Raw genomic sequence first — 17,392 nt, 5'->3', positions numbered from 1 at the left:
CAAACGGATATCCCCTGGGCGAGGAAGAGCGGGCAGGATCACTCGCCGCCGAGCACCTCGTTCGCGATGCGGAAGGCGGTGTTGGCGGCGGGGACGCCGGAGTAGATCGCCGACTGCAGGATGACCTCGCGGATCTCGTCCACCGTGAGCCCGTTGCGCAACGCCGCGCGGAGGTGCATCGCGAGCTCTTCGTGGTGACCGTGCGCGATGAGCGACGACAGCACCGCGACCGAGCGCGAGCGGCGGTCGAGGCCGGGGCGCGACCACACGTCGCCCCACGCGTAGCGCGTGATGAAGTCCTGGAACTCGGCGCTCAGCTCCGTCTGGTTCGCCGTGGCGCGGTCGACGTGCGCGTCGGAGAGCACGGCGCGGCGCACAGCCATCCCCTGGTCGTAGCGCTCCTCGTCGGTGAGCCCCTGGCCGGTCGGACGCGTCATCGGGCGATCCTCTCGAAGTGGCGGATGAGCTGCTCGGCGACGGCGGCCGGCTGCTCGGCCGGCGCGAGATGGCTCGCCTCCGCAACGACGACGGCCAGCCCGTCGGCCACCCCGGCGGCGATCGCCTCGGCGTGCGCGGGAGGCGACACCGGGTCGTGCACGCCCGCGACCGCGAGCACGGGCGCTGCGATCGCGCCGAGCCGGTCGGACACGTCCCATCGCGACAGCGCCTCGCAGCACAGCGCGTAGCTCTCGTCGTCGGCATCGCTGAGCGCATGCAGCAGGCGTCCGCTCAGCACGGGGATGCGGGCGACGGAGTCGAACCAGCGCGCGGCGGACGCGCTGACGAGCACGGGCGTGCCCTGCGCTCGCACCTGCGCGGCGCGGTCGGTCCACGTCCGCGCATCGGCGAACCGGGGCGACGCGCACACGATCGCCGCACGCGGCACGAGATCGGGATGGCGCAGCAGCAGCTCGAGACCCGTCGCGCCGCCGAGCGAGACGCCTGCGTAGAGGAACGGCTCGCCGACGGCTGCGGCCACCGCATCGGCGAGGTCGCCGACCTCGAACGCCTCGGTCGCGGGGCGTGCGGCGCCGTGGCCGGGCAGATCCCAGCACACGACGCGGAAGCGCCCCGAGAGCAGCGGCACGACGCTCTCCCACACGATCGTCGAGGTGCCGAGCGAGGGGCCGAGCACGACGAGCGGGGCATCGGCGGGGCCGACGGGCGCCGTGAGCGCGATGGGCGGGATGGTCATCTGTCCTCCTCGAGGGGCGGATGGTCGGCGGTCACCTCGTCGACGAGGCGGCCGGCGAGACCCGTGTACGACGCGGGCTCGAGCAGGGCGTCGACGTCGACGCCCGAGGCGCCGGCCTCGGCGATGGCCGCGTGCACGAGCGCGGCGAGGTCGCCGCCCGCTCCGGCTCGCGCGACGACGTCGGCCACTCCGCCCGCCCCGATGAGCGGGCCGAGCACGACCGAGAGCCGTTCCGCCACGATGAGGCCGTGCGTCGCGGCGAGGTTGCGCGCCACGGCATCGGCGTCGACCCGCAGGCCGGCGGCGAGCACCGCGGCGTGCGCGGAGGCCCCGAGCGCGGTCCGGAGCAGCTCGCGCAGGGCCGGCCACTCGGCGTGCCACGCGCCGTCCGGGCGTTCGTCGACGGCGAGCGCGGCGGCCGCATGCAGGGTCGCGGCGAGGTGGGGGGCGCGGATGGCGGCGGACCGGATGAGGACGGAGCGGGCAGGGTTCTGCTTCTGCGGCATCGCGGACGATCCGCCGCCCGTGCCCTCGGCGAGCTCGCCGATCTCGGTGCGCGAGAGCGTCGCGACGTCGGCCGCGATGAGCCCGAGCGCGTCGACAGCCTGGACGAGGGCGTCTGCGAGCTCCGTGACGGGCCAGCGCGTCACGTGCCAGACGCCGTCGGGGGCGTCGAGACCCAGCGCGGCGGCGAACGCGGCGGGCAGGCGCGCCGCGCGCTCGGCGCCGACGATCTCGACGAACGACGCGAGCGTGCCGCCCGCGCCGCCGAGCTGCGCGGGGAACTCCGCCGCCGCGAGGCGGGCGCGAGCGCGGCGGACCGCCCGCAGCCAGGTGGACGCCCGCAGGCCGACCGTCGTCGGCACGGCGTGCTGCGTGAGCGTGCGCGCGGCGGCCGGCAGGTCGCGATGGGTCCGCGCGAACGCCTCGAGCGAGCCGGCGACAGCGTCGAGCGCCGCGACGACGTGCCCTGCGGCGCCTTTCGCGACGGTCATGAGGGCCGTGTCGAGGATGTCCTGGCTCGTCGCACCGCGATGGACCCACGGACGCACCCGCTCGCCTGCCGTCCGACGCAGCTCCTTCGCGAGCGGGATGACGGGGTTCCCGCCAGCGACGCCGGCGAGCGCGAGTGCGCGCACGTCGGTCGCGGCGAGCGCGTCGGCCTCCGCGCGGATGTCGTCCGGCACCGCTCCCACCGCGGCGTAGGCCGCGATGAGCGCCCGCTCCGCCGCGACGAGCGCGGAGAGCACCGCCGCATCCGACACCGCCGCCTCGTGGCCGGCGGTGACCGGCGAGAGGAGGCCGGCGTCGAACGGCACGGCGCCCGAGCGGTCGGCGTCAGTAGGCAAGGAAGACGGTCTCCTTCTCCCCCTGCAGCCGGATGTCGTGGTGGAGGTGGCCGTCCGGCGTGCGGGTCGCCACGAGCGTAGCGCGCTCGTCGGCGTCGAGCGACGCCAGCAGCGGGTCGGCTGCGAGGAGCACCTCGTCGTCGGGCAGGTAGATGCGGGTGTGCAGCTTGTTCGGGAGGCCCCGCGTCCACAGCACGACGGCGAAGAACGGCGCCCGCCCGCCCACGGGCCCCGGGTTGCGCGTCCAGAACTCGAAGTGGCCCTCGTCGTCCGTGAAGGCACGGCCGTACCCCGTGAACGAGTGGCCGTCGCGGCGCAGCGTGCCGCGCGCACGCGGCACCGTGCCATCCGTGTCGGCGCCGAAGATCTCGACGACGCCGTCGGGGATGGGCTGGCCCTCGCCGTCGAAGATCGTGCCGCCGAGCACGACGGATCCGGGGCTGTGCGGGAACGCGACCTGCGCCATCCCGTCGAACTCGAGCCCGAACTTGAAGAACGGTCCGACGGTCTGGCCGGCGGTGGGGGCGAGCGTCTTCTCGCCGAGGTCGATGCGGGTCATCAGTGCTCGTCTCCCTCGGGCTCGAACCACGTGGCGTCCGGCCCGTCGACGACGATGTCCCAGCGGTATCCCATCGAGAACTCGGGCACCGTGAGGTCGTGGTCGTACGCGGCGATGAGGCGCTCGCGGTCCTTTTGATCGCGGATGGTGTTGTAGATCGGGTCGAGCGCGAACAGCGGGTCGCTCGGGAAGTACATCTGCGTCACGAGACGCTGTGTGAAGCCGCGGCCGAACACGGAGAAGTGGATGTGCGCCGGGCGCCACGCGTTGACGTGGTTCTTCCACGGGTACGGGCCGGGCTTGATCGTCGTGAACGCGTACTCGCCGTTCGCGTTCGTGATGACGCGGCCCGCACCCGTGAAGTTCGGGTCGAGGGGTGCGGGGTGCTGGTCGCGCTGGTGGATGTAGCGCCCGGCCGCGTTCGCCTGCCACAGCTCGACGAGCTGGTTCGCGATGGGGCGGCCCCAGCCGTCGAGCAGGCGGCCGCTCACGGTCATCCGCTCCCCCATGGGCTCGCCGGCGTGCTGCAGCGTGAGGTCGGACTCGATCGCCGCGACATCGCGCTCACCGTACGCGGGCGACCACAGCTCGATCGTCTCGGGGTCGACGAGGCGCGGGTTCTTCGTCGGATGGCGCAGGATGCTCGAGCGATACGGCGGGAAGTCGTAGAGCGTGCTCGGGACGTTCTCTCCGGCCGCGACGCGGGCGGCCGCAGCGGCGTGGATCTGCCGGATCTCCTCCGTGATCTCCGCCTGGCTGACCTGGTCGGGCGAGGCGAGGAGCGACTCGGGGGCCGCAGCGGTCTGCTCTGGCGTCATGGTGTCTCCTTCGACGGGCGTGCGCCTCCAGTGTCGCGCCGCGGCCATCCCGGTGATCGGATTGGTCCCGCTGAGTGGGAGGAAGCGGGCGGGGCCGGGCGGGGCGGGCGGGGCGAGGCGAGCGGACACACCGCAGGAGAACAGCGCCGGCGACGGGAGATCCGGCCCGGTTCTCCGCGGGATGGTCCGGTGCCGCCGCGTGGATCTCCTGCGCGGTGTCCGCAGGCGGCCGTGCTCAGCGCGCGTCGCGCAGCTCGCGGCCGAGCGCAGCGGCGGCCTGGCGCACGAGGCCGGCGAGGCGGCGCTCGTCGGCGCGGTCGATGTGCACGACGACGCCGATCGCCGCGGGCGGCAGGCCGCGGACGTGGCCGATCATGGCGGCGATCGAGATGTTGCCGAGCGTCATCTCCTCGCGGGCCAGCGCGTAGCCGCGCGCCTTCGTCGCCTCCAGGTCGGCGCGCAGCGCGATCTCGCTCGTGATGGAGTGCGCCGTCTCCCGTTCGAGCGGCGTCTCGAAGAACTGCCTCAGCCACTCCTCGCTCTGCTGCGCGAGCATCGCCTTGCCGACCCCCACCGCGTGCAGCGGATGGCGACCGCCCATGCGCGAGAGGGTCGGGATGGAGGAGTGCCCCGTCACGCGGCCGACGTAGAGGGCGGCCGCCCGCTGGGGCGACGGCGCGTCGAGCACGGCGAGGTGCACGTTCTCGCCCGTCGCCTCGTAGAGCCGCTGCATATGGGGAAGCGCCGTCTCGCGCAGCCGCAGCGACAGCGGCGACAGCTCGCCGAGCTCCCACAGGCGCGGGCCGACGATGTAGCGGCGGCCCGGGGCGCGCGCTACGAGCCCGTGCTCGACGAGCTGCGCGAGGATGCGGTGCAGCGTCGACGACGACAGTCCCGTGAGCTCGCCGATGCGCGTCGCGCTGAGATCCGGGTCGTCGGCCGTGAAGCACGCGAGGATGCGCATCGCGCGCGCGAGCACGCCTTCGCCGTCTGCGTCCATCCGTCGATTGTCGCGCGCGGCCGGGGCGCGCCGCGACAATGTCCCCATGGCGAACTCCGCGTCGGGCGACTCCGTGACCGAGCGGATCGTGCGCGTGCTCGAGACGTTCTCGACCGAGCGCACGGTGCAGACGGCCGCCGAGATCGGGCGCCGGGCGGGCTTGCCGTCGTCGACGGCGCACCGGATGGTCGCCGAGCTCGTCGCGTCGGGCCTGCTCGAACGCGACGGGGCCCGGCGGGTGCGGCTCGGGATGCGCCTGTGGGAGCTCGCCGGCCGCGGATCGCGCGCCCTGCGGCTGCGGCAGGCGGCCCTGCCCTGGATGGAGCGCGTGCAGGCCCGCGTGCGCGAGCACACCCAGCTCGCCGTGCTCGAGCACGGCGAGGCCCTGTTCCTCGAGCGGCTGTCGTCTCCCACGGCGGGCGCGAACATCACGCGCATCGCGGGCCGGCTGCCGCTGCACGCCTCGTCGTCGGGGCTCGTGCTGCTCGCCTTCGCCCCCGATGACGAGCGCGAGGCGGTGCTCGCGGCGCCGCTCCTACCCGTCTCGGCCGAGACCATCCTCGAACCGCAGGCGCTGCGTGCGCGGCTCGCCGCCATCCGCCGCGACGGGTTCGTCGTCGCAGAGGGCTCGATCGAGCAGGTGTCGACGGGCGTCGCCGTGCCGGTGCGGGATGGCCGAGGCCCCGTGATCGCGGCGCTCTCGGTCGTGCTGCCCCGAGAGGCGCCGACGGCGGGCGCCGTCGAGGAGCTGCGGGCCGCCGCGGCGGGTATCTCGGCCGCACTGGGGTCGGCGGGGCGCTGACGCGTGCCCGCGTCGGTGGGCGGTTCCGGTCGCCATCGCGCGGCGTGACCGGCGGGAACCGTCCACTCGCGGGCCGGGCGGAGAGACGCTTCCCGTTGAACGGGAAGACTCTCGCACCTGCGGCGGCGCGCGCGCCAGACTCGGGCCACCCGACCACGTCGAAGGAGACGGACATGACCGTGCGCACCCGCGTCGCCATCATCGGAGCCGGCCCCGCGGGGCTCCTCCTCGCCCACCTGCTGGACCGCCAGGGCATCGAGTCGATCATCGTCGACGCCCGCACGCGCGAGCAGATCGAGACGACCATCCGCGCCGGCATCCTCGAGCAGGGCACCGTCGAGGTGCTGAGCCGGACGGGCGCCTCCGACCGCGTGCTCACGGTCGGCAGCCGGCACGACGGCATCGACCTCGCCTTCGCGGGCGAGCACCACCGCATCGACTTCGCCGCGACCGCGGGACGCGCCGTCTGGCTGTATCCGCAGCACGAGGCCCTCAAGGACCTCATCGCCGCGCGCCTCGCGGCGGGACAGGACATCCGCTTCGGCGTCACGGCCGAGCGCGTGGAGGACCCCGACTCCGACCGTCCGCGCGTCGTCGCCGTCGACGCGGATGGCGCGCCCCTCGTCATCGAGGCCGACTGGGTCGTGGGCGCGGACGGCTCCCGCTCCGTCGCACGCGCGAGCATCAGCGGCCGGCACTCCGGCGCGTACCGCGAGTACCCGTTCGCATGGTTCGGGATCCTCTGCGAGGCGCCGCCGAGCGCCGAGGAGCTCATCTACTCGAACTCGCCCGAGGGCTTCGCGCTCATCAGCCAGCGCAGCCCCGAGGTGCAGCGGATGTACTTCCAGTGCGATCCCGAAGCCGGCCCCGACGCTCTCGACGAGGCGGAGCTGTGGACCACGCTGCAGGCGCGCGTTCCCGGCACCACGCTGAAGCAGGGCCGCATCTTCCAGCGCGACGTGCTGCGCTTCCGCAGCTTCGTCGCGAGCGACCTGCGGCGCGGCCGCGTCGTGCTCGTCGGCGACGCCGCGCACACCGTGCCGCCCACGGGAGCGAAGGGCATGAACCTCGCCGTGGCCGACGTCGTGCTGCTGAGCGAGGCGTTGCGCGCGTCGTTGTCCGACGGCGACGACGCTCTCGTCGACGCGTTCCCCGAGAGGGCGCTCGAGCGCATCTGGAAGGCGCAGCACTTCTCGTGGTGGATGACGAGCATGCTGCACCTGCAGCCCGAGGCGAGCGACTTCGACCGGCGGCGGCAGCTCGGCGAGCTGCGCACGGTGGTCGAGTCGGAGGCGGGCCGGACGTACCTCGCCGAGGCGTACACCGGATGGCCGCTGCCGGGCGTCGAGGCCGTGCTCGGGTAGGGGCGCTGCGCGGGATTCGGCGCGGGTGGCGCGGGATTCGGCGCGGGTGGCGCGGGAATCGGCGCGGGAATCGGCGCGTGCTTCGCTCGCGTTCGCCAGTGCGGATGTGACTCAGCCCGGCGCCTACGGCCCACATCCGCACTGGCGAAGCCCGCTACGGCCTACATCCGCACTGGCGAAGCCCGCACCGACGCCGAAAGCCCATGCCGACGCCGAAAGCCCGCACCGATACCCCAAGCCCGCCCCGCCCCACACCGCGCCCACGTGTCACACCGCGACGACCCGCGCCTCCTGCACGACGGCGGCGTACGCCGCGGCACTCGGCTTCGGGGTGCGCTCGAGCGTCTCGCGGTCGACGGCGACGAGGCCGAGCTTCGGGCCGTAGCCGAAGATCCACTCGAAGTTGTCCATCAGCGTCCAGTGGCAGTAGCCGAGGACGGGCGTGCCCGCCGCGATCTCGTCGCCGAGCGCCGCGATCTCGTCGCCGAGCGCCGCGAGCGCCTCGGGGATGAACGCCGCACGCTGGGCGTCGTCGTCGGTCTGCATGCCGTGCTCGGTCACGAGCACGGGCACGCCCGACCGCTCGTGCGCGTATCGGACGGCACCCGCGAGCGCTCCGGGCTCGATGGCCGACCCCATGCCGTTGACGGGACCGTCCGGCAGCACCTCGCCGTCCGGGCCGAAGAAGAACCGCTCGTAGTTCTGCACGCCGATGAAGTCGTCGTCGCGCGCGACATCGAGCCAGTGGTCGTAGACGGCCGCGCGGCGGGCGTCGCGGTGCGCCTCGCCTCCGGGGAGGGCGACGTCGTCGGCGATCGCGATCGACACGCCGACCGGCAGATCCGGGCGGCGCGCCTTGATGGCCGCCTTCGCGGCGCGATGCGCGACCGTGAACGCCTCCTGGAAGGCGGCCTGGGCATCCGCGGGGATGACGTTCGATGCGAAGAATCGCTCCGTCCCGGATGCCCGCGCAGCCGCGGCGAGCATCTCGCGCTTGATCTGCTCGGCGACAGGCGGGAGCTTGCCGCCTGCCTGCAGCAGCTGCTCGAGGTTGGGCTCGTTGATCGTCACGGCCGCCGTGATGCGGTCGCCGAAGCGCGCCATGACGCGGTCGGCCTGTGCCGCGAAGAGCTCCGCCGCGTCGGGCGCCAGCCACGACCCCGCCGCCGAGAACCAGGCGGGCGCCGCGAAGTGGTTGAACGTCACGATGGGTGCGAGGCCCCGCGCGATCGCCGCGTCGACGACGGCCTCGTAGTGGTCGAGCGCCTCCTCCGACACCTCGCCGCGCACGGGCTCGATGCGCGCCCACTCGACTGAGAAGCGGTACGCCGTGAGACCCATCCCCGCGACGATGTCGAGGTCCTCCTCGTAGCGCTCGTAGGCGCGGCACGCGTCGCCCGAGCGCTCGCGGAACAGGGTCGGCTCGACGTTCTCGAGGAACCAGATGTCGCTGTGGACGTTGGCGCCCTCGTTCTGGTGGCCGGCGGTGGCGACGCCCCAGAGGAAGCCGTCGGGGAAGGAGGTCATGATTCTGCTTTCTCGGGAAGATTCTTGCCGTGAATACGGATGGCCGCCCCGTGGCGAGCGGCCATCCGGTGACGTCAGCGCGCGCCGCGCACGAAGGTGATGACGAGGCCGCCGAGGACGGCCGCGATCGCGCCGGCGATGAACAGCGCACCGAAGTTGCCGCCGCCGCCGATCGCGAGCAGCGCCGGGGCGACGGCCGCGACGATCGTGACGGGCAGGTTGTCGGCGATCTTGAGGATGCCGAGGTCCTTGCCGGGGTTGTCGGGGTCGGGCAGCACCTCGGTGGCGAGCACGAGCTCGACGGCGAAGTACACGCCCTGTCCGAGGCCGACCACCGTGCACGCGACGAGGTAGAAGCCGAAGTCGGGCGCGAGCGATGCGAGCACGAGGCCGATCGCGAGGATGACCGCCGCGACGACGATGAAGGGCTTGCGCACGCCGAGCTTGTCGCTGAGCCTGCCGATGGCGGGCGCGACGAGCATCGTGATGCCGACGTTGACGACCACCGTGAGGAGGATCGACGTGCCGATGCTCGCCAGATCGACGTGGAGCTTCTGGATGAGGTAGATCGCCTGGTAGCCGTTGAGCGCGGCGACGCCCGAGAAGACGAGCATGCGGCTCGTGAACACCCACGTGAAGGAGGGGTGCTTCAGCGGGTTGACCCAGAAGACGCCGAGCGCGCGCCGCAGGTCGAAGGCGGGCAGCGGGAACTCCCACTTCGGGTCGCGCACGACGACCGCGAGGAGCAGCAGGGCGACGACGGCGAAGGCGGTCGGGATGCCGACGAGCGGCACGAGGTCGGCGGCGAACGGAACGGCGACGGCCATCCCGAAGAGCGCTCCGAGGGCGGTGCCCATGCTGATGAGGGCTGTCGCGGGGCCGCGTCGGTCGGCCGGCAGCTGGTCGGCGAGGAGCGCCATGATCGTGACGTTCGCGGAGACGAAGCCCGTCGTGATGAGCAGGTGCGCGAGCACGAACACGGGCACGTTCGGAGCGACGACGAGGGCGACGCCGCCCGCCGTGAACGCGACGGCGGCGAGCAGGAGGTAGGGGCGGCGGCGCCCGAACCGCGAGCGCGAGCGGTCGCTCAGCGTCCCCACGATCGGCAGGGCGAAGAGCGTGAGGATGCCGGCGATGCCGCTCGAGATCGAGATCGTCGTCGTCGCGGCGTCGGCGTCGAGCGCGGTCGCCTTGAGCGACAGCGTGAGGAGCGCCGCCGACATCTGGGCGGCGCCCGCGCCGATCATGGCGAGCGCGAGGAAGAACACGAAGCCGCGCGGGCGCTTCACGCCCTGGCGGAACAGCTCGGTGGGCGTCGGCTCGAGCACCGGGCTCGTCGTGAGGGGCGGCGTCTGCGCCGCGGACTCGGGGATGGTCATGACAGGCTTCCTTGCCGTTGAGAGGCCGTTCGGGCGGCCGTTCCTGTGTGTCGGGACTCCCCTTCGCCGGGGATGCCCGAGACGCTAACACGAAAACATGATGGGCTCAATGTTTTTGCATCCGAACTGATACGGTGCTGGCATGGCTGGGCCCAGAGGCGCGTACCGGAAGACGGCGGAACGGCGCGAGCAGATCCTCGACGCGGCGTTCGAGGTGTTCTCGAAGAACGGCTACTCGGCGAGCTCGGTCAACGAGATCGCGCGCACCGTGGGCATCACGCAGACGGGCGTGCTGCACCACTTCTCCGGGGGCAAGACGGAGCTGCTGCGCGCCGTGCTCGAGCGCCGCGACCAGGCGGCCGAGGGACTCCTCGACCACCGCACGGGCCGCGACTTCCTCGCCGCGCTCGTCGACATCTCCCGGACGCAGCGCGAGCAGCGCGGCGTCGTGCAGCTGTACACGATCCTCGCCGCCGAGGCCACCGACCCCGGCCATCCCGCCCGCCCGTACTTCACCGAGCGCTTCGCGCGCATCGCCGACGCCGTCACAGCCGCGTACGAGCAGGTGCGCGCCGAGGGCGGTCTCCGCGACGGCGTCGACCCGCGCCGCGCCGCGGTGAGCACCCTGTCGTCCGTCGAGGGGCTGCAGCTGCTGTGGCTCAACGGGCTCGACGTCGACATCGCCGACGACAGCGCCCGCGTCATCAGCGGGTTCCTCGTCGACCCCCTCTGACCCGGCCATCCCGTCCGTCCTGACCGACCCGGCCATCCGACGCCGTCGTCCCCTGGAGCACACATGAGCACCGTCGTCCGCCCTGCCGTCATCGAGCACCATCGCGAGCCCCTCGGCATCGGCGAGGCGTCGCCGCGCCTGTCGTGGACGGTCGACGCCGACGTCGCCGGATGGTCGCAGGCGGCCTACGAGATCGAGGTCGACGGGCATGCCCACGGCCGCGTCGACTCCGCCGAGCAGGTGCTCGTCGCGTGGCCCGCGGCGGCGCTCGACAGCCGCGAGCGCCGCACGGTGCGGGTGCGCGTGTGGGGAGCGGATGGCGGCGCCTCCGACTGGAGCGCCCCGACCGTTCTCGAGGCGGGCCTCCTCGACCCCTCCCTGTGGCGGGCCGACCTCGTCGCACCCCCGCTCCCCGAGACGGGATCCGGCGGCGAGCCGGCCGCCCTGCTGCGCGGGGAAGCCGAGATCGGCGGCGGCATCGTGCGCGCCCGCATCCGGGCGACCGCGCACGGCGTCATGACCCTGCACGTCAACGGCGCGCCCGTCGGCGACGACGCGCTCCACCCAGGCTGGACGAGCTACGCCACGCGGCTGCGCTACCGCACGTGGGACGTCACGGACCTCGTCCGCCCCGGACGCAACGCGATCGGCGTGCACCTCGCGGACGGCTGGTACCGCGGCTACCTCGGCTTCGGCGGGCTGCGCGACCTCTACGGCGACCGCACGGCGGCAATCGTGCAGCTCGAGGTCGAGCACGCCGACGGCTCGCTCACGGTCGTCGGCACCGACGCGTCCTGGCGCTCGGCGCTCGGACCCGTCACGCGCTCCGATCTCTACATGGGCGAGACGTTCGTCGCCGACCGGGTCGTCGGGGGATGGTCGGAGCCCGGCTTCGACGACGCCGCGTGGGACGCCGTCGAGGTCGTCGATCTCGACCCGGCGACCCTCGTCGCGCCGGATGGCCCTGCCGTCCGAGCGACCGAGGCCATCCGCGTGACCGAGACCATCCATTCGCCCTCGGGGCGGACCATCCTCGATTTCGGCCAGAACCTCGTGGGGCGCCTGCGCGTGCACGTGCCGAAGGGGGCGGGGACGATCGTGCTCCGTCACGCCGAGGTGCTCGAGGACGGCGAGCTCGGCACGCGGCCGCTGCGCCGGGCCCGCGCGACCGACGAGATCGTGGCGGACGGCACGGCGTTCACGTGGGAGCCGTCCTTCACGTTCCACGGCTTCCGCTACGCCGAGGTGACGGGATGGCCGGGGACCGTCGACCCCGCCGCCTTCGAGGCCGTCGTCCTCCACACCGACATGCGGCGCATCGGCACGTTCTCCTGCTCCGACCCGCTCCTCGACCGCCTGCACGAGAACGTCGTGTGGGGCATGCGCGGCAACTTCCTCGATGTGCCGACCGACTGCCCGCAGCGCGATGAGCGCCTCGGATGGACGGGCGACCTCATGGCGTTCGCCCCGACCGCGGCGTACCTCTACGACACCGCAGGCATGCTCACGGGCTGGCTCGCCGACCTCGCCGCCGACCAGCACGACGACGGTAACGTGCCCGTGTACATCCCCTGGGCCGACGTCGACCCCCATATGCCGCCGCTCGGCGCGGAGGCCGGATGGGGCGACGCCGCGACGGTCGTGCCGTGGACCCTGTACGAGCGGTACGGCGACGTCGGCATCCTGGAGCGGCAGTGGTCGTCGATGACGGCCTGGGTCGACGCGTTCGCGCGCCGCGCGGGGGATGCGGTCGACTTCGCGAGCGGAGGGTTCTCGTTCGGCGACTGGCTCGACTCCGCCGCTCCCGACGACCAGCCGTGGGCAGCGCGCCTGCCGTGGCAGGCCGTCGCGACGGCGTACCTCGCGCAGTCCGCGCGCATCCTGCGCGACGCCGCCGACGTGCTCGGGAACCCCGAGGCTGGGGCGCGCTACGGCGCCCTGTTCGACCGGGCCGCGGCCCGCTACCGAGCCGAGTACGTCACGCCGACGGGGCGCGCGGCGTTCCCGTCGCAGACGGCGTACGCCCTCGCCCTGCGCTTCGGACTGCTCGACGAGACGCAGACCGCGCACGCCGGCGCGCTCATGGCGGCGCAGGTCGCGGCCGACGGGTTCCGTATCGGGTCGGGCTTCCTCGGCACGCCGCACGTGCTCGACGCCCTCGTCGACGCCGGCGAGGCCGCGACGGCGTGGAGGCTTCTGCTGCAGCGCGCGGTGCCGTCATGGCTGTACGCCGTGACGATGGGCGCGACGACGGTCTGGGAGCGCTGGAACTCGATGCTGCCCGACGGGTCGATCAACCCGGGCGAGATGACGAGCTTCAACCACTACGCGTTCGGCGCCGTCGCCGACTTCCTGCAGCGCCGCGTCGCCGGGCTCGCGCCGGCGGCCCCGGGGTACCGCCGCATCCGCGTCGCTCCCGTGCCGACGCCCGAGCTCGCGTGGGCGCGGACGGAGCACGAGACGCCGTACGGCAGGGCGGCGGTGTCGTGGACGCTCGAGGACGGCGCCTTCGCGCTCGAGGTCGTCGTGCCGCCGTCGACCGAGGCCGAGATCGCGCTGCCCGACGGCTCCGAGACGGTCGTCGTCGGATCGGGCACGCACCTGTTCGCGTGCGCCTTCGCCCCCGGAGAGGCAGCGGGTCCCGCCGCGTCGTTCGCGGGCTGAGTCCGCCGCGGGCCGTCGCTCTCTCGCCCGACAGGTCTCCCCCTCTTCTCGCCCAACCGACCTCCTCGTCTTCTCGCCCAACGGATATCCCCTTGTCGAGAGCACACGGGATTTCGCGTTATCGGATGGGCTCTCGGCAAAGGGATATCCGTTGGCGGAGAAGGCGAGAGGAGGACACCTAGCGGGGCAGCGACGTGCCGCGCTTCACGGCGTGCGCGCGGCGCTCGGCGCGCTCGACGGCCTTGCGCTCGCGCGCCTCGCGGCGGATGGCCTCGGCGCGCCACGCGGGGATGCTCACGACGAGGTACAGCACGATGACCGCGACCGCCATGGCGGCCCATCCGCCCGCGGCGACCCACCACGGCAGCGACGCCGCCTGCCCGGCGCCCGCCGCGAGCATGCCGCCGGCGAAGAGCAGACCCAGCGCACCGGCGCCCCGGCGGATGCCGCGCGCGATGAGCCATCCGGCGACGAGGATGGGGCCCGCGACCGACACGGCGACGACGGCGATCGCGGTCGGCATGATCCACGCCTGGCCCGTCGCGTTCGCCACGATGAGCGCGGCACCGCCCAGCACGAGGCCCGCGGCGAGCCAGATGCCGAGCCACATCGCCGCGCGCTTCGGCGGGATCACGCGCCGCGCTCTCTCGGTACGGGCGGCGGAAGGAGCGGGGAGGGTCGAGCGGGCGCGCATGCGCCCATCCGACCGCCCGCGGCTATGAGCCGATTATGCGGAGCGTATGCGCGAGCCGAGCGCCTCCCATCCCACCCAAGGGGTATCCGATCGCCGAAAGTCCATGTGATGACGCGTTATCGCATGGGCTCTCGGGCAACGGATATCCCTTGACGGAGAAGCAGGGAGGCGGAGAAGCGGGGAGGCGGAGAAGAGCGACCCGCCGCTACACCCTTCCCGCCGCGTCGCGCGCGCCGCGCACGGCGAGCGCGACCGACATGAGCGTCGGGTTCATCGTCGTCGCCGTGGGGATGGTGCCGTTGCCGCCGACGTAGACGTTCTCGAACCCCCACACGCGCGAGTGCGGGTCGGCCACCGAGGTACCGTCGTCGGCCGTGCCGAGGCGCGTCGTGCCCTGGAAGTGCAGGCTCGACCCGTTCGGCAGCAGGCGGGGCTCCGTGACGAAGGTGCCGAGCGTCTCGCCGATGCGGCGCAGCCGCGCCGTCGCGTCGGCGATCTCCGCCTCCTCGGCCTCGGTCAGCGCGTACTCGATCGTCATGTTCGGCAGCCCGCGGTAGTCGAGCTCCTCGTCCGAGAACGTCACGCCGTCCTCCACCCGCGGGCGCTTGCGCATGCCGTAGCCCATGTTGACGTACCCCCACCGGTTGCCCGCGAGCGGGTGGTCGGCGGGCAGCGGGAACGGCGGCTGCTCGGCGTACATCACCTGCAGCGAGAACGGGTGCCCCGGCTCGGCGAACGGGATGCGGTTGACGGCGGCGACGGGATCGACGGGGTTCAGCGCGCGGCGGGCGAGCTCGGCGTCGAGGTCGGCCTCGGTCGCGAACCTCGACATCTGCGCGGCCGACAGCGCGACGGTCGAGATGACGACCGGGTGCTCGCTGAGATAGCGGCCGAGCGCGGCGGGGCGGATGCCCGACGCCCACAGCAGCTGCGGCGTGCGGAACGCGTCGGCCGCGACGACGACGAGGTCGGCGGCGACCGTCGTCGTCGCGTGGGTGCGGAGGTCCTCGACCTCGACGCCCGTCGCGCGTGCACCGTCCACGACGATGCGGCGCACGAGCGACAGATCGCGCAGCTCGAACCGCGCCGCGAGCGGCGAGGCGGGGTCGGCGAGCGGCCCGAGCACGACGTCGGCGCCGGCCCAGCGCATGCTCCCGTCGGGCTGCGGATCGCCCGCGACCGGCAGGGTGGATGGCGCGGGCTCGCCTCCCTGTGCCTCGGCGAGCAGAGCGCGGATGGCCGCGCCCACGCCCGAGTCGGCGAACGCGGCGCTCTGCACGTGCAGCAGCTGCTCCGCGCGGTCGATGAGCGCGTCCCACTCGCGGTCGTCGATGAAGTCGACGCGCTCGGTGTCGGACGGCCGCGGTGTCGCGCACGTCCAGTGTGCGCCCATGCCGCCGACGTTCGTCGACGCGGCGGCCGCGGGGAACGTCGGCGCGTGGGCCGACCCCTCGCCGCCGAAGTCGAGCAGGTGCGTGCCCTGCCGCGCCGTGAACATCCCCTCCACGACCGTGCCGGCCGGGAGGCCCAGCGAGACGCGCAGCGCGCCTGCCTGCGGCCCCTGCGAGCGCTCCCGGGCGAGGTCCTTCTCGCCCGGGTCCGTGATGTTGCGCACGCTCGCGCCCGGCACGGCGGTGAGCTGCGGACCGGCCTCGAACATGACGACGCGCGCGGTCGGATGGGCTTCGAGCAGCTCGCGCGCGTAGGCGGAGCCGATGGGACCGCTGCCGACGACGGCGATGACGGGGGTGTCGTTCACGGGGTCTCCTCGAGGGATGGGCGGCCTGCGGCCTGGGACACGGCGTCGCCCCGGACGGGCGGCACGACATCGCGCTGCTCGTCGGAGAGGCGCCCGGGCGGGAGCAGCAGGGCGACGGCGAACCCGGCCGCGTAGACGAGGGCGAGCGCCCCGAAGACGGGGCCGAGCACGGCGGCGTAGGCGGCGGCGACCTCGGCCTGCACGGCTGCGGGGGCCGCGTGCACCTCGTGCGGCGTGAGCCCCGCCGATGCGGGCACGAGGCGGGCGATGCCCGTGCCGATGACTCCTCCGATGACGGCCGTCCCGACGGTCGAGCCGATCTGGCGCACGAGGTTGACGGCGGCGGTGGCTGCGCCCGTGGCCGAGCGCGGCGCCGAGCTCTGCGCGACCGCGACGACGAGGCTCATGAACAGCCCCGTGCCGACGCCGACGAGTGCCATGAGCGCCATCGGCACCCACAGCGGCAGCCCGAGCGGCAGCACCGACATCGCCGCGAGGCCGGCCGCGGCGAGCAGCGGCCCCGTGATCGCGAAGCGCCGGTACCTCCCGCTGCGGCCGACGAGCCATCCGCTCAGGAGGCTCGAGACGAGCATGCCGAACACGGTCGCGATGGGCACGAGTCCCGACACGGTCGCGCTCGTGCGGTACGCCAGCTGGAAGAAGGTCGGCAGGTAGGCCGTGACCGAGAACAGGCCGATTCCGATGATGGCCGACAGCGCGGTCGAGGCCGCCATCCGCCGGTCGGCGAAGAGGCGAAGGGGCACGAGCGGATGACCGGCCCGCAGCTCGACGGCGAGGAACGCCGCGAAGCCCGCGACCGCGCAGACGCCGGCGACGACGGCCGGCGCCGCCATCGCGGGCTCGGCCGCCCAGGTGACGGCGAGCACGAGCGCGACCATCCCGATCGCGAACGTCACGGCGCCGAGCACGTCGATGCGGCCGCGAGCGGCCCCGCTCTCGACGTGCGGAAGCACGAACGCCGCGAACGCGAGCGCGGCGCCGCCGAGCGGCAGGTTCATCCAGAACACCCACGGCCATCCCCAGGTGTCGACGATGAGGCCGCCGAGCACGGGCCCGGCGAGGATGGCGACGGGGAACGCCGCGCCGATGACGCTCATGTACCGCGCACGCTGACGGGGCGTCGTGATGTGCGCGACGATCGTCTGCGACATCAGATGGAGGCCCGCCGATCCGATGCCCTGCACGACGCGCGCCGCGATGAGCCAGCCGATGTCAGGGGCGAAGCCGCACGCGAGCGACGCGATGAGGAAGACGGCGAGCGAGACGAGGAAGACGAGCCGCGCGCCCACCGTGTCGCCGAGGCGCCCGATGACGGGCATGAGCACGGTGCTCGCGAGCGTGTACGCGACGACGATCCAGCTCATGTGGGCGAGCGCGTCGAGCTCGCCGGCGATCGTCGCGAGTGACGTCGACACGATGGTGTGGTCGAGGGCGCCGAGGAACGAGACCGTGAAGAGAGCGGCGACGAGAAGGCGGATGCGGAGCGGGGAGAGGTTCATGCGGGGGACCCGGACGCCCGGGCGTCGAC

General features: G+C 73.5%; 15 protein-coding genes. 4 read left to right on the top strand and 11 right to left on the bottom strand.

All coding sequences use genetic code 11. The features are described from left to right. Positions 1-38 precede the first annotated feature (38 nt). The 6 genes from pcaC to ABD998_RS15410 all read right to left on the bottom strand — a co-directional run bounded on the left by pcaC (position 39) and on the right by ABD998_RS15410 (position 4,921). The gene (gene pcaC, locus ABD998_RS15435) at positions 39-437 is read right to left on the bottom strand and encodes a 4-carboxymuconolactone decarboxylase (RefSeq protein ID WP_345441092.1); all 399 of its coding nucleotides are present in this window, start codon (positions 435-437) and stop codon (positions 39-41) included. After that, positions 434-1,195: an alpha/beta fold hydrolase gene (locus tag ABD998_RS15430; RefSeq protein ID WP_345441089.1), complete on the bottom strand. Its 762-nt coding sequence runs from the start codon at positions 1,193-1,195 to the stop codon at positions 434-436. Before ABD998_RS15430 ends, pcaC begins: the two co-directional genes overlap by 4 nt. After that, positions 1,192-2,544 carry a lyase family protein gene (locus ABD998_RS15425; RefSeq protein ID WP_345441086.1) on the bottom strand — a complete coding sequence of 451 codons (1,353 nt, stop codon included), beginning with the start codon at positions 2,542-2,544 and terminating at the stop codon, positions 1,192-1,194. Before ABD998_RS15425 ends, ABD998_RS15430 begins: the two co-directional genes overlap by 4 nt. Next, positions 2,534-3,103, bottom strand: a complete 570-nt coding sequence (gene pcaG, locus ABD998_RS15420; RefSeq protein WP_345441083.1) for a protocatechuate 3,4-dioxygenase subunit alpha — start codon at positions 3,101-3,103, stop codon at positions 2,534-2,536. Before pcaG ends, ABD998_RS15425 begins: the two co-directional genes overlap by 11 nt. After that, a complete protein-coding gene (pcaH, locus tag ABD998_RS15415; protein WP_345441080.1) occupies positions 3,103-3,921 on the bottom strand; it encodes a protocatechuate 3,4-dioxygenase subunit beta in 819 nt (272 codons plus the stop codon). The genes pcaG and pcaH overlap by 1 nt, the downstream gene beginning before the upstream one ends. A gap of 235 nt (positions 3,922-4,156) precedes the next feature. Then, complete coding sequence (locus ABD998_RS15410; RefSeq protein ID WP_345441077.1) at positions 4,157-4,921, bottom strand: IclR family transcriptional regulator; 765 nt, start codon at positions 4,919-4,921, stop codon at positions 4,157-4,159. 46 nt (positions 4,922-4,967) lie between these two features. On the opposite strand from ABD998_RS15410, the gene ABD998_RS15405 reads away from it, so the two are divergent. Continuing rightward, a complete protein-coding gene (locus ABD998_RS15405) occupies positions 4,968-5,723 on the top strand; it encodes an IclR family transcriptional regulator (protein ID WP_345441073.1) in 756 nt (251 codons plus the stop codon). A gap of 173 nt (positions 5,724-5,896) precedes the next feature. Further along, on the top strand, positions 5,897-7,087 hold the full coding sequence (locus ABD998_RS15400; RefSeq protein ID WP_345441070.1) for a 4-hydroxybenzoate 3-monooxygenase: 1,191 nt from the start codon (positions 5,897-5,899) through the stop codon (positions 7,085-7,087). Positions 7,088-7,354: 267 nt separating this feature from the next. Here the strand turns inward: ABD998_RS15400 and ABD998_RS15395 are convergent, their stop codons facing one another. Continuing rightward, positions 7,355-8,614: a glycoside hydrolase family 1 protein gene (locus ABD998_RS15395; RefSeq protein WP_345441067.1), complete on the bottom strand. Its 1,260-nt coding sequence runs from the start codon at positions 8,612-8,614 to the stop codon at positions 7,355-7,357. A 74-nt stretch (positions 8,615-8,688) separates the two neighbouring features. Next, positions 8,689-9,993: an MFS transporter gene (locus ABD998_RS15390; protein WP_345441064.1), complete on the bottom strand. Its 1,305-nt coding sequence runs from the start codon at positions 9,991-9,993 to the stop codon at positions 8,689-8,691. A 142-nt stretch (positions 9,994-10,135) separates the two neighbouring features. Here ABD998_RS15390 and ABD998_RS15385 point away from each other — a divergent pair, with 142 nt between their 5' ends. Both ABD998_RS15385 and ABD998_RS15380 read left to right on the top strand, forming a co-directional pair. Continuing rightward, the gene (locus tag ABD998_RS15385) at positions 10,136-10,726 is read left to right on the top strand and encodes a TetR/AcrR family transcriptional regulator (RefSeq protein WP_345441062.1); all 591 of its coding nucleotides are present in this window, start codon (positions 10,136-10,138) and stop codon (positions 10,724-10,726) included. 63 nt (positions 10,727-10,789) lie between these two features. Then, positions 10,790-13,390 carry a glycoside hydrolase family 78 protein gene (locus ABD998_RS15380; RefSeq protein WP_345441059.1) on the top strand — a complete coding sequence of 867 codons (2,601 nt, stop codon included), beginning with the start codon at positions 10,790-10,792 and terminating at the stop codon, positions 13,388-13,390. A gap of 178 nt (positions 13,391-13,568) precedes the next feature. On the opposite strand, the gene ABD998_RS15375 is transcribed toward ABD998_RS15380, so the two are convergent. The 3 genes from ABD998_RS15375 to ABD998_RS15365 all read right to left on the bottom strand — a co-directional run bounded on the left by ABD998_RS15375 (position 13,569) and on the right by ABD998_RS15365 (position 17,363). Next, entirely contained in the window at positions 13,569-14,024 is a 456-nt protein-coding gene (locus ABD998_RS15375) for a hypothetical protein (RefSeq protein WP_345441056.1), read from the bottom strand. 265 nt (positions 14,025-14,289) lie between these two features. Further along, on the bottom strand, positions 14,290-15,843 hold the full coding sequence (locus tag ABD998_RS15370) for a GMC oxidoreductase (RefSeq protein WP_345441053.1): 1,554 nt from the start codon (positions 15,841-15,843) through the stop codon (positions 14,290-14,292). Next, entirely contained in the window at positions 15,840-17,363 is a 1,524-nt protein-coding gene (locus ABD998_RS15365) for an MFS transporter (RefSeq protein ID WP_345441050.1), read from the bottom strand. Before ABD998_RS15365 ends, ABD998_RS15370 begins: the two co-directional genes overlap by 4 nt. Positions 17,364-17,392: the final 29 nt, after the last annotated feature.

It is taken from the genome of Microbacterium gilvum (genome assembly GCF_039543865.1).
Lineage (GTDB): Bacteria > Actinomycetota > Actinomycetes > Actinomycetales > Microbacteriaceae > Microbacterium > Microbacterium gilvum.
The sequence above is the reverse complement of the archived record's forward strand: the minus strand, read 5'-3'. Positions and strand labels throughout refer to the sequence as shown.

Coding starts and splice junctions, on each gene's coding strand:
- pcaC (WP_345441092.1), bottom strand. CDS start 437: ATGACGCGTCCGACCGGCCAGGGGCTCACCGACGAGGAGCGCTACGAC.
- ABD998_RS15430 (WP_345441089.1), bottom strand. CDS start 1,195: ATGACCATCCCGCCCATCGCGCTCACGGCGCCCGTCGGCCCCGCCGAT.
- pcaG (WP_345441083.1), bottom strand. CDS start 3,103: ATGACCCGCATCGACCTCGGCGAGAAGACGCTCGCCCCCACCGCCGGC.
- pcaH (WP_345441080.1), bottom strand. CDS start 3,921: ATGACGCCAGAGCAGACCGCTGCGGCCCCCGAGTCGCTCCTCGCCTCG.
- ABD998_RS15410 (WP_345441077.1), bottom strand. CDS start 4,921: ATGGACGCAGACGGCGAAGGCGTGCTCGCGCGCGCGATGCGCATCCTC.
- ABD998_RS15405 (WP_345441073.1), top strand. CDS start 4,968: ATGGCGAACTCCGCGTCGGGCGACTCCGTGACCGAGCGGATCGTGCGC.
- ABD998_RS15400 (WP_345441070.1), top strand. CDS start 5,897: ATGACCGTGCGCACCCGCGTCGCCATCATCGGAGCCGGCCCCGCGGGG.
- ABD998_RS15395 (WP_345441067.1), bottom strand. CDS start 8,614: ATGACCTCCTTCCCCGACGGCTTCCTCTGGGGCGTCGCCACCGCCGGC.
- ABD998_RS15390 (WP_345441064.1), bottom strand. CDS start 9,993: ATGACCATCCCCGAGTCCGCGGCGCAGACGCCGCCCCTCACGACGAGC.
- ABD998_RS15385 (WP_345441062.1), top strand. CDS start 10,136: ATGGCTGGGCCCAGAGGCGCGTACCGGAAGACGGCGGAACGGCGCGAG.
- ABD998_RS15380 (WP_345441059.1), top strand. CDS start 10,790: ATGAGCACCGTCGTCCGCCCTGCCGTCATCGAGCACCATCGCGAGCCC.
- ABD998_RS15365 (WP_345441050.1), bottom strand. CDS start 17,363: ATGAACCTCTCCCCGCTCCGCATCCGCCTTCTCGTCGCCGCTCTCTTC.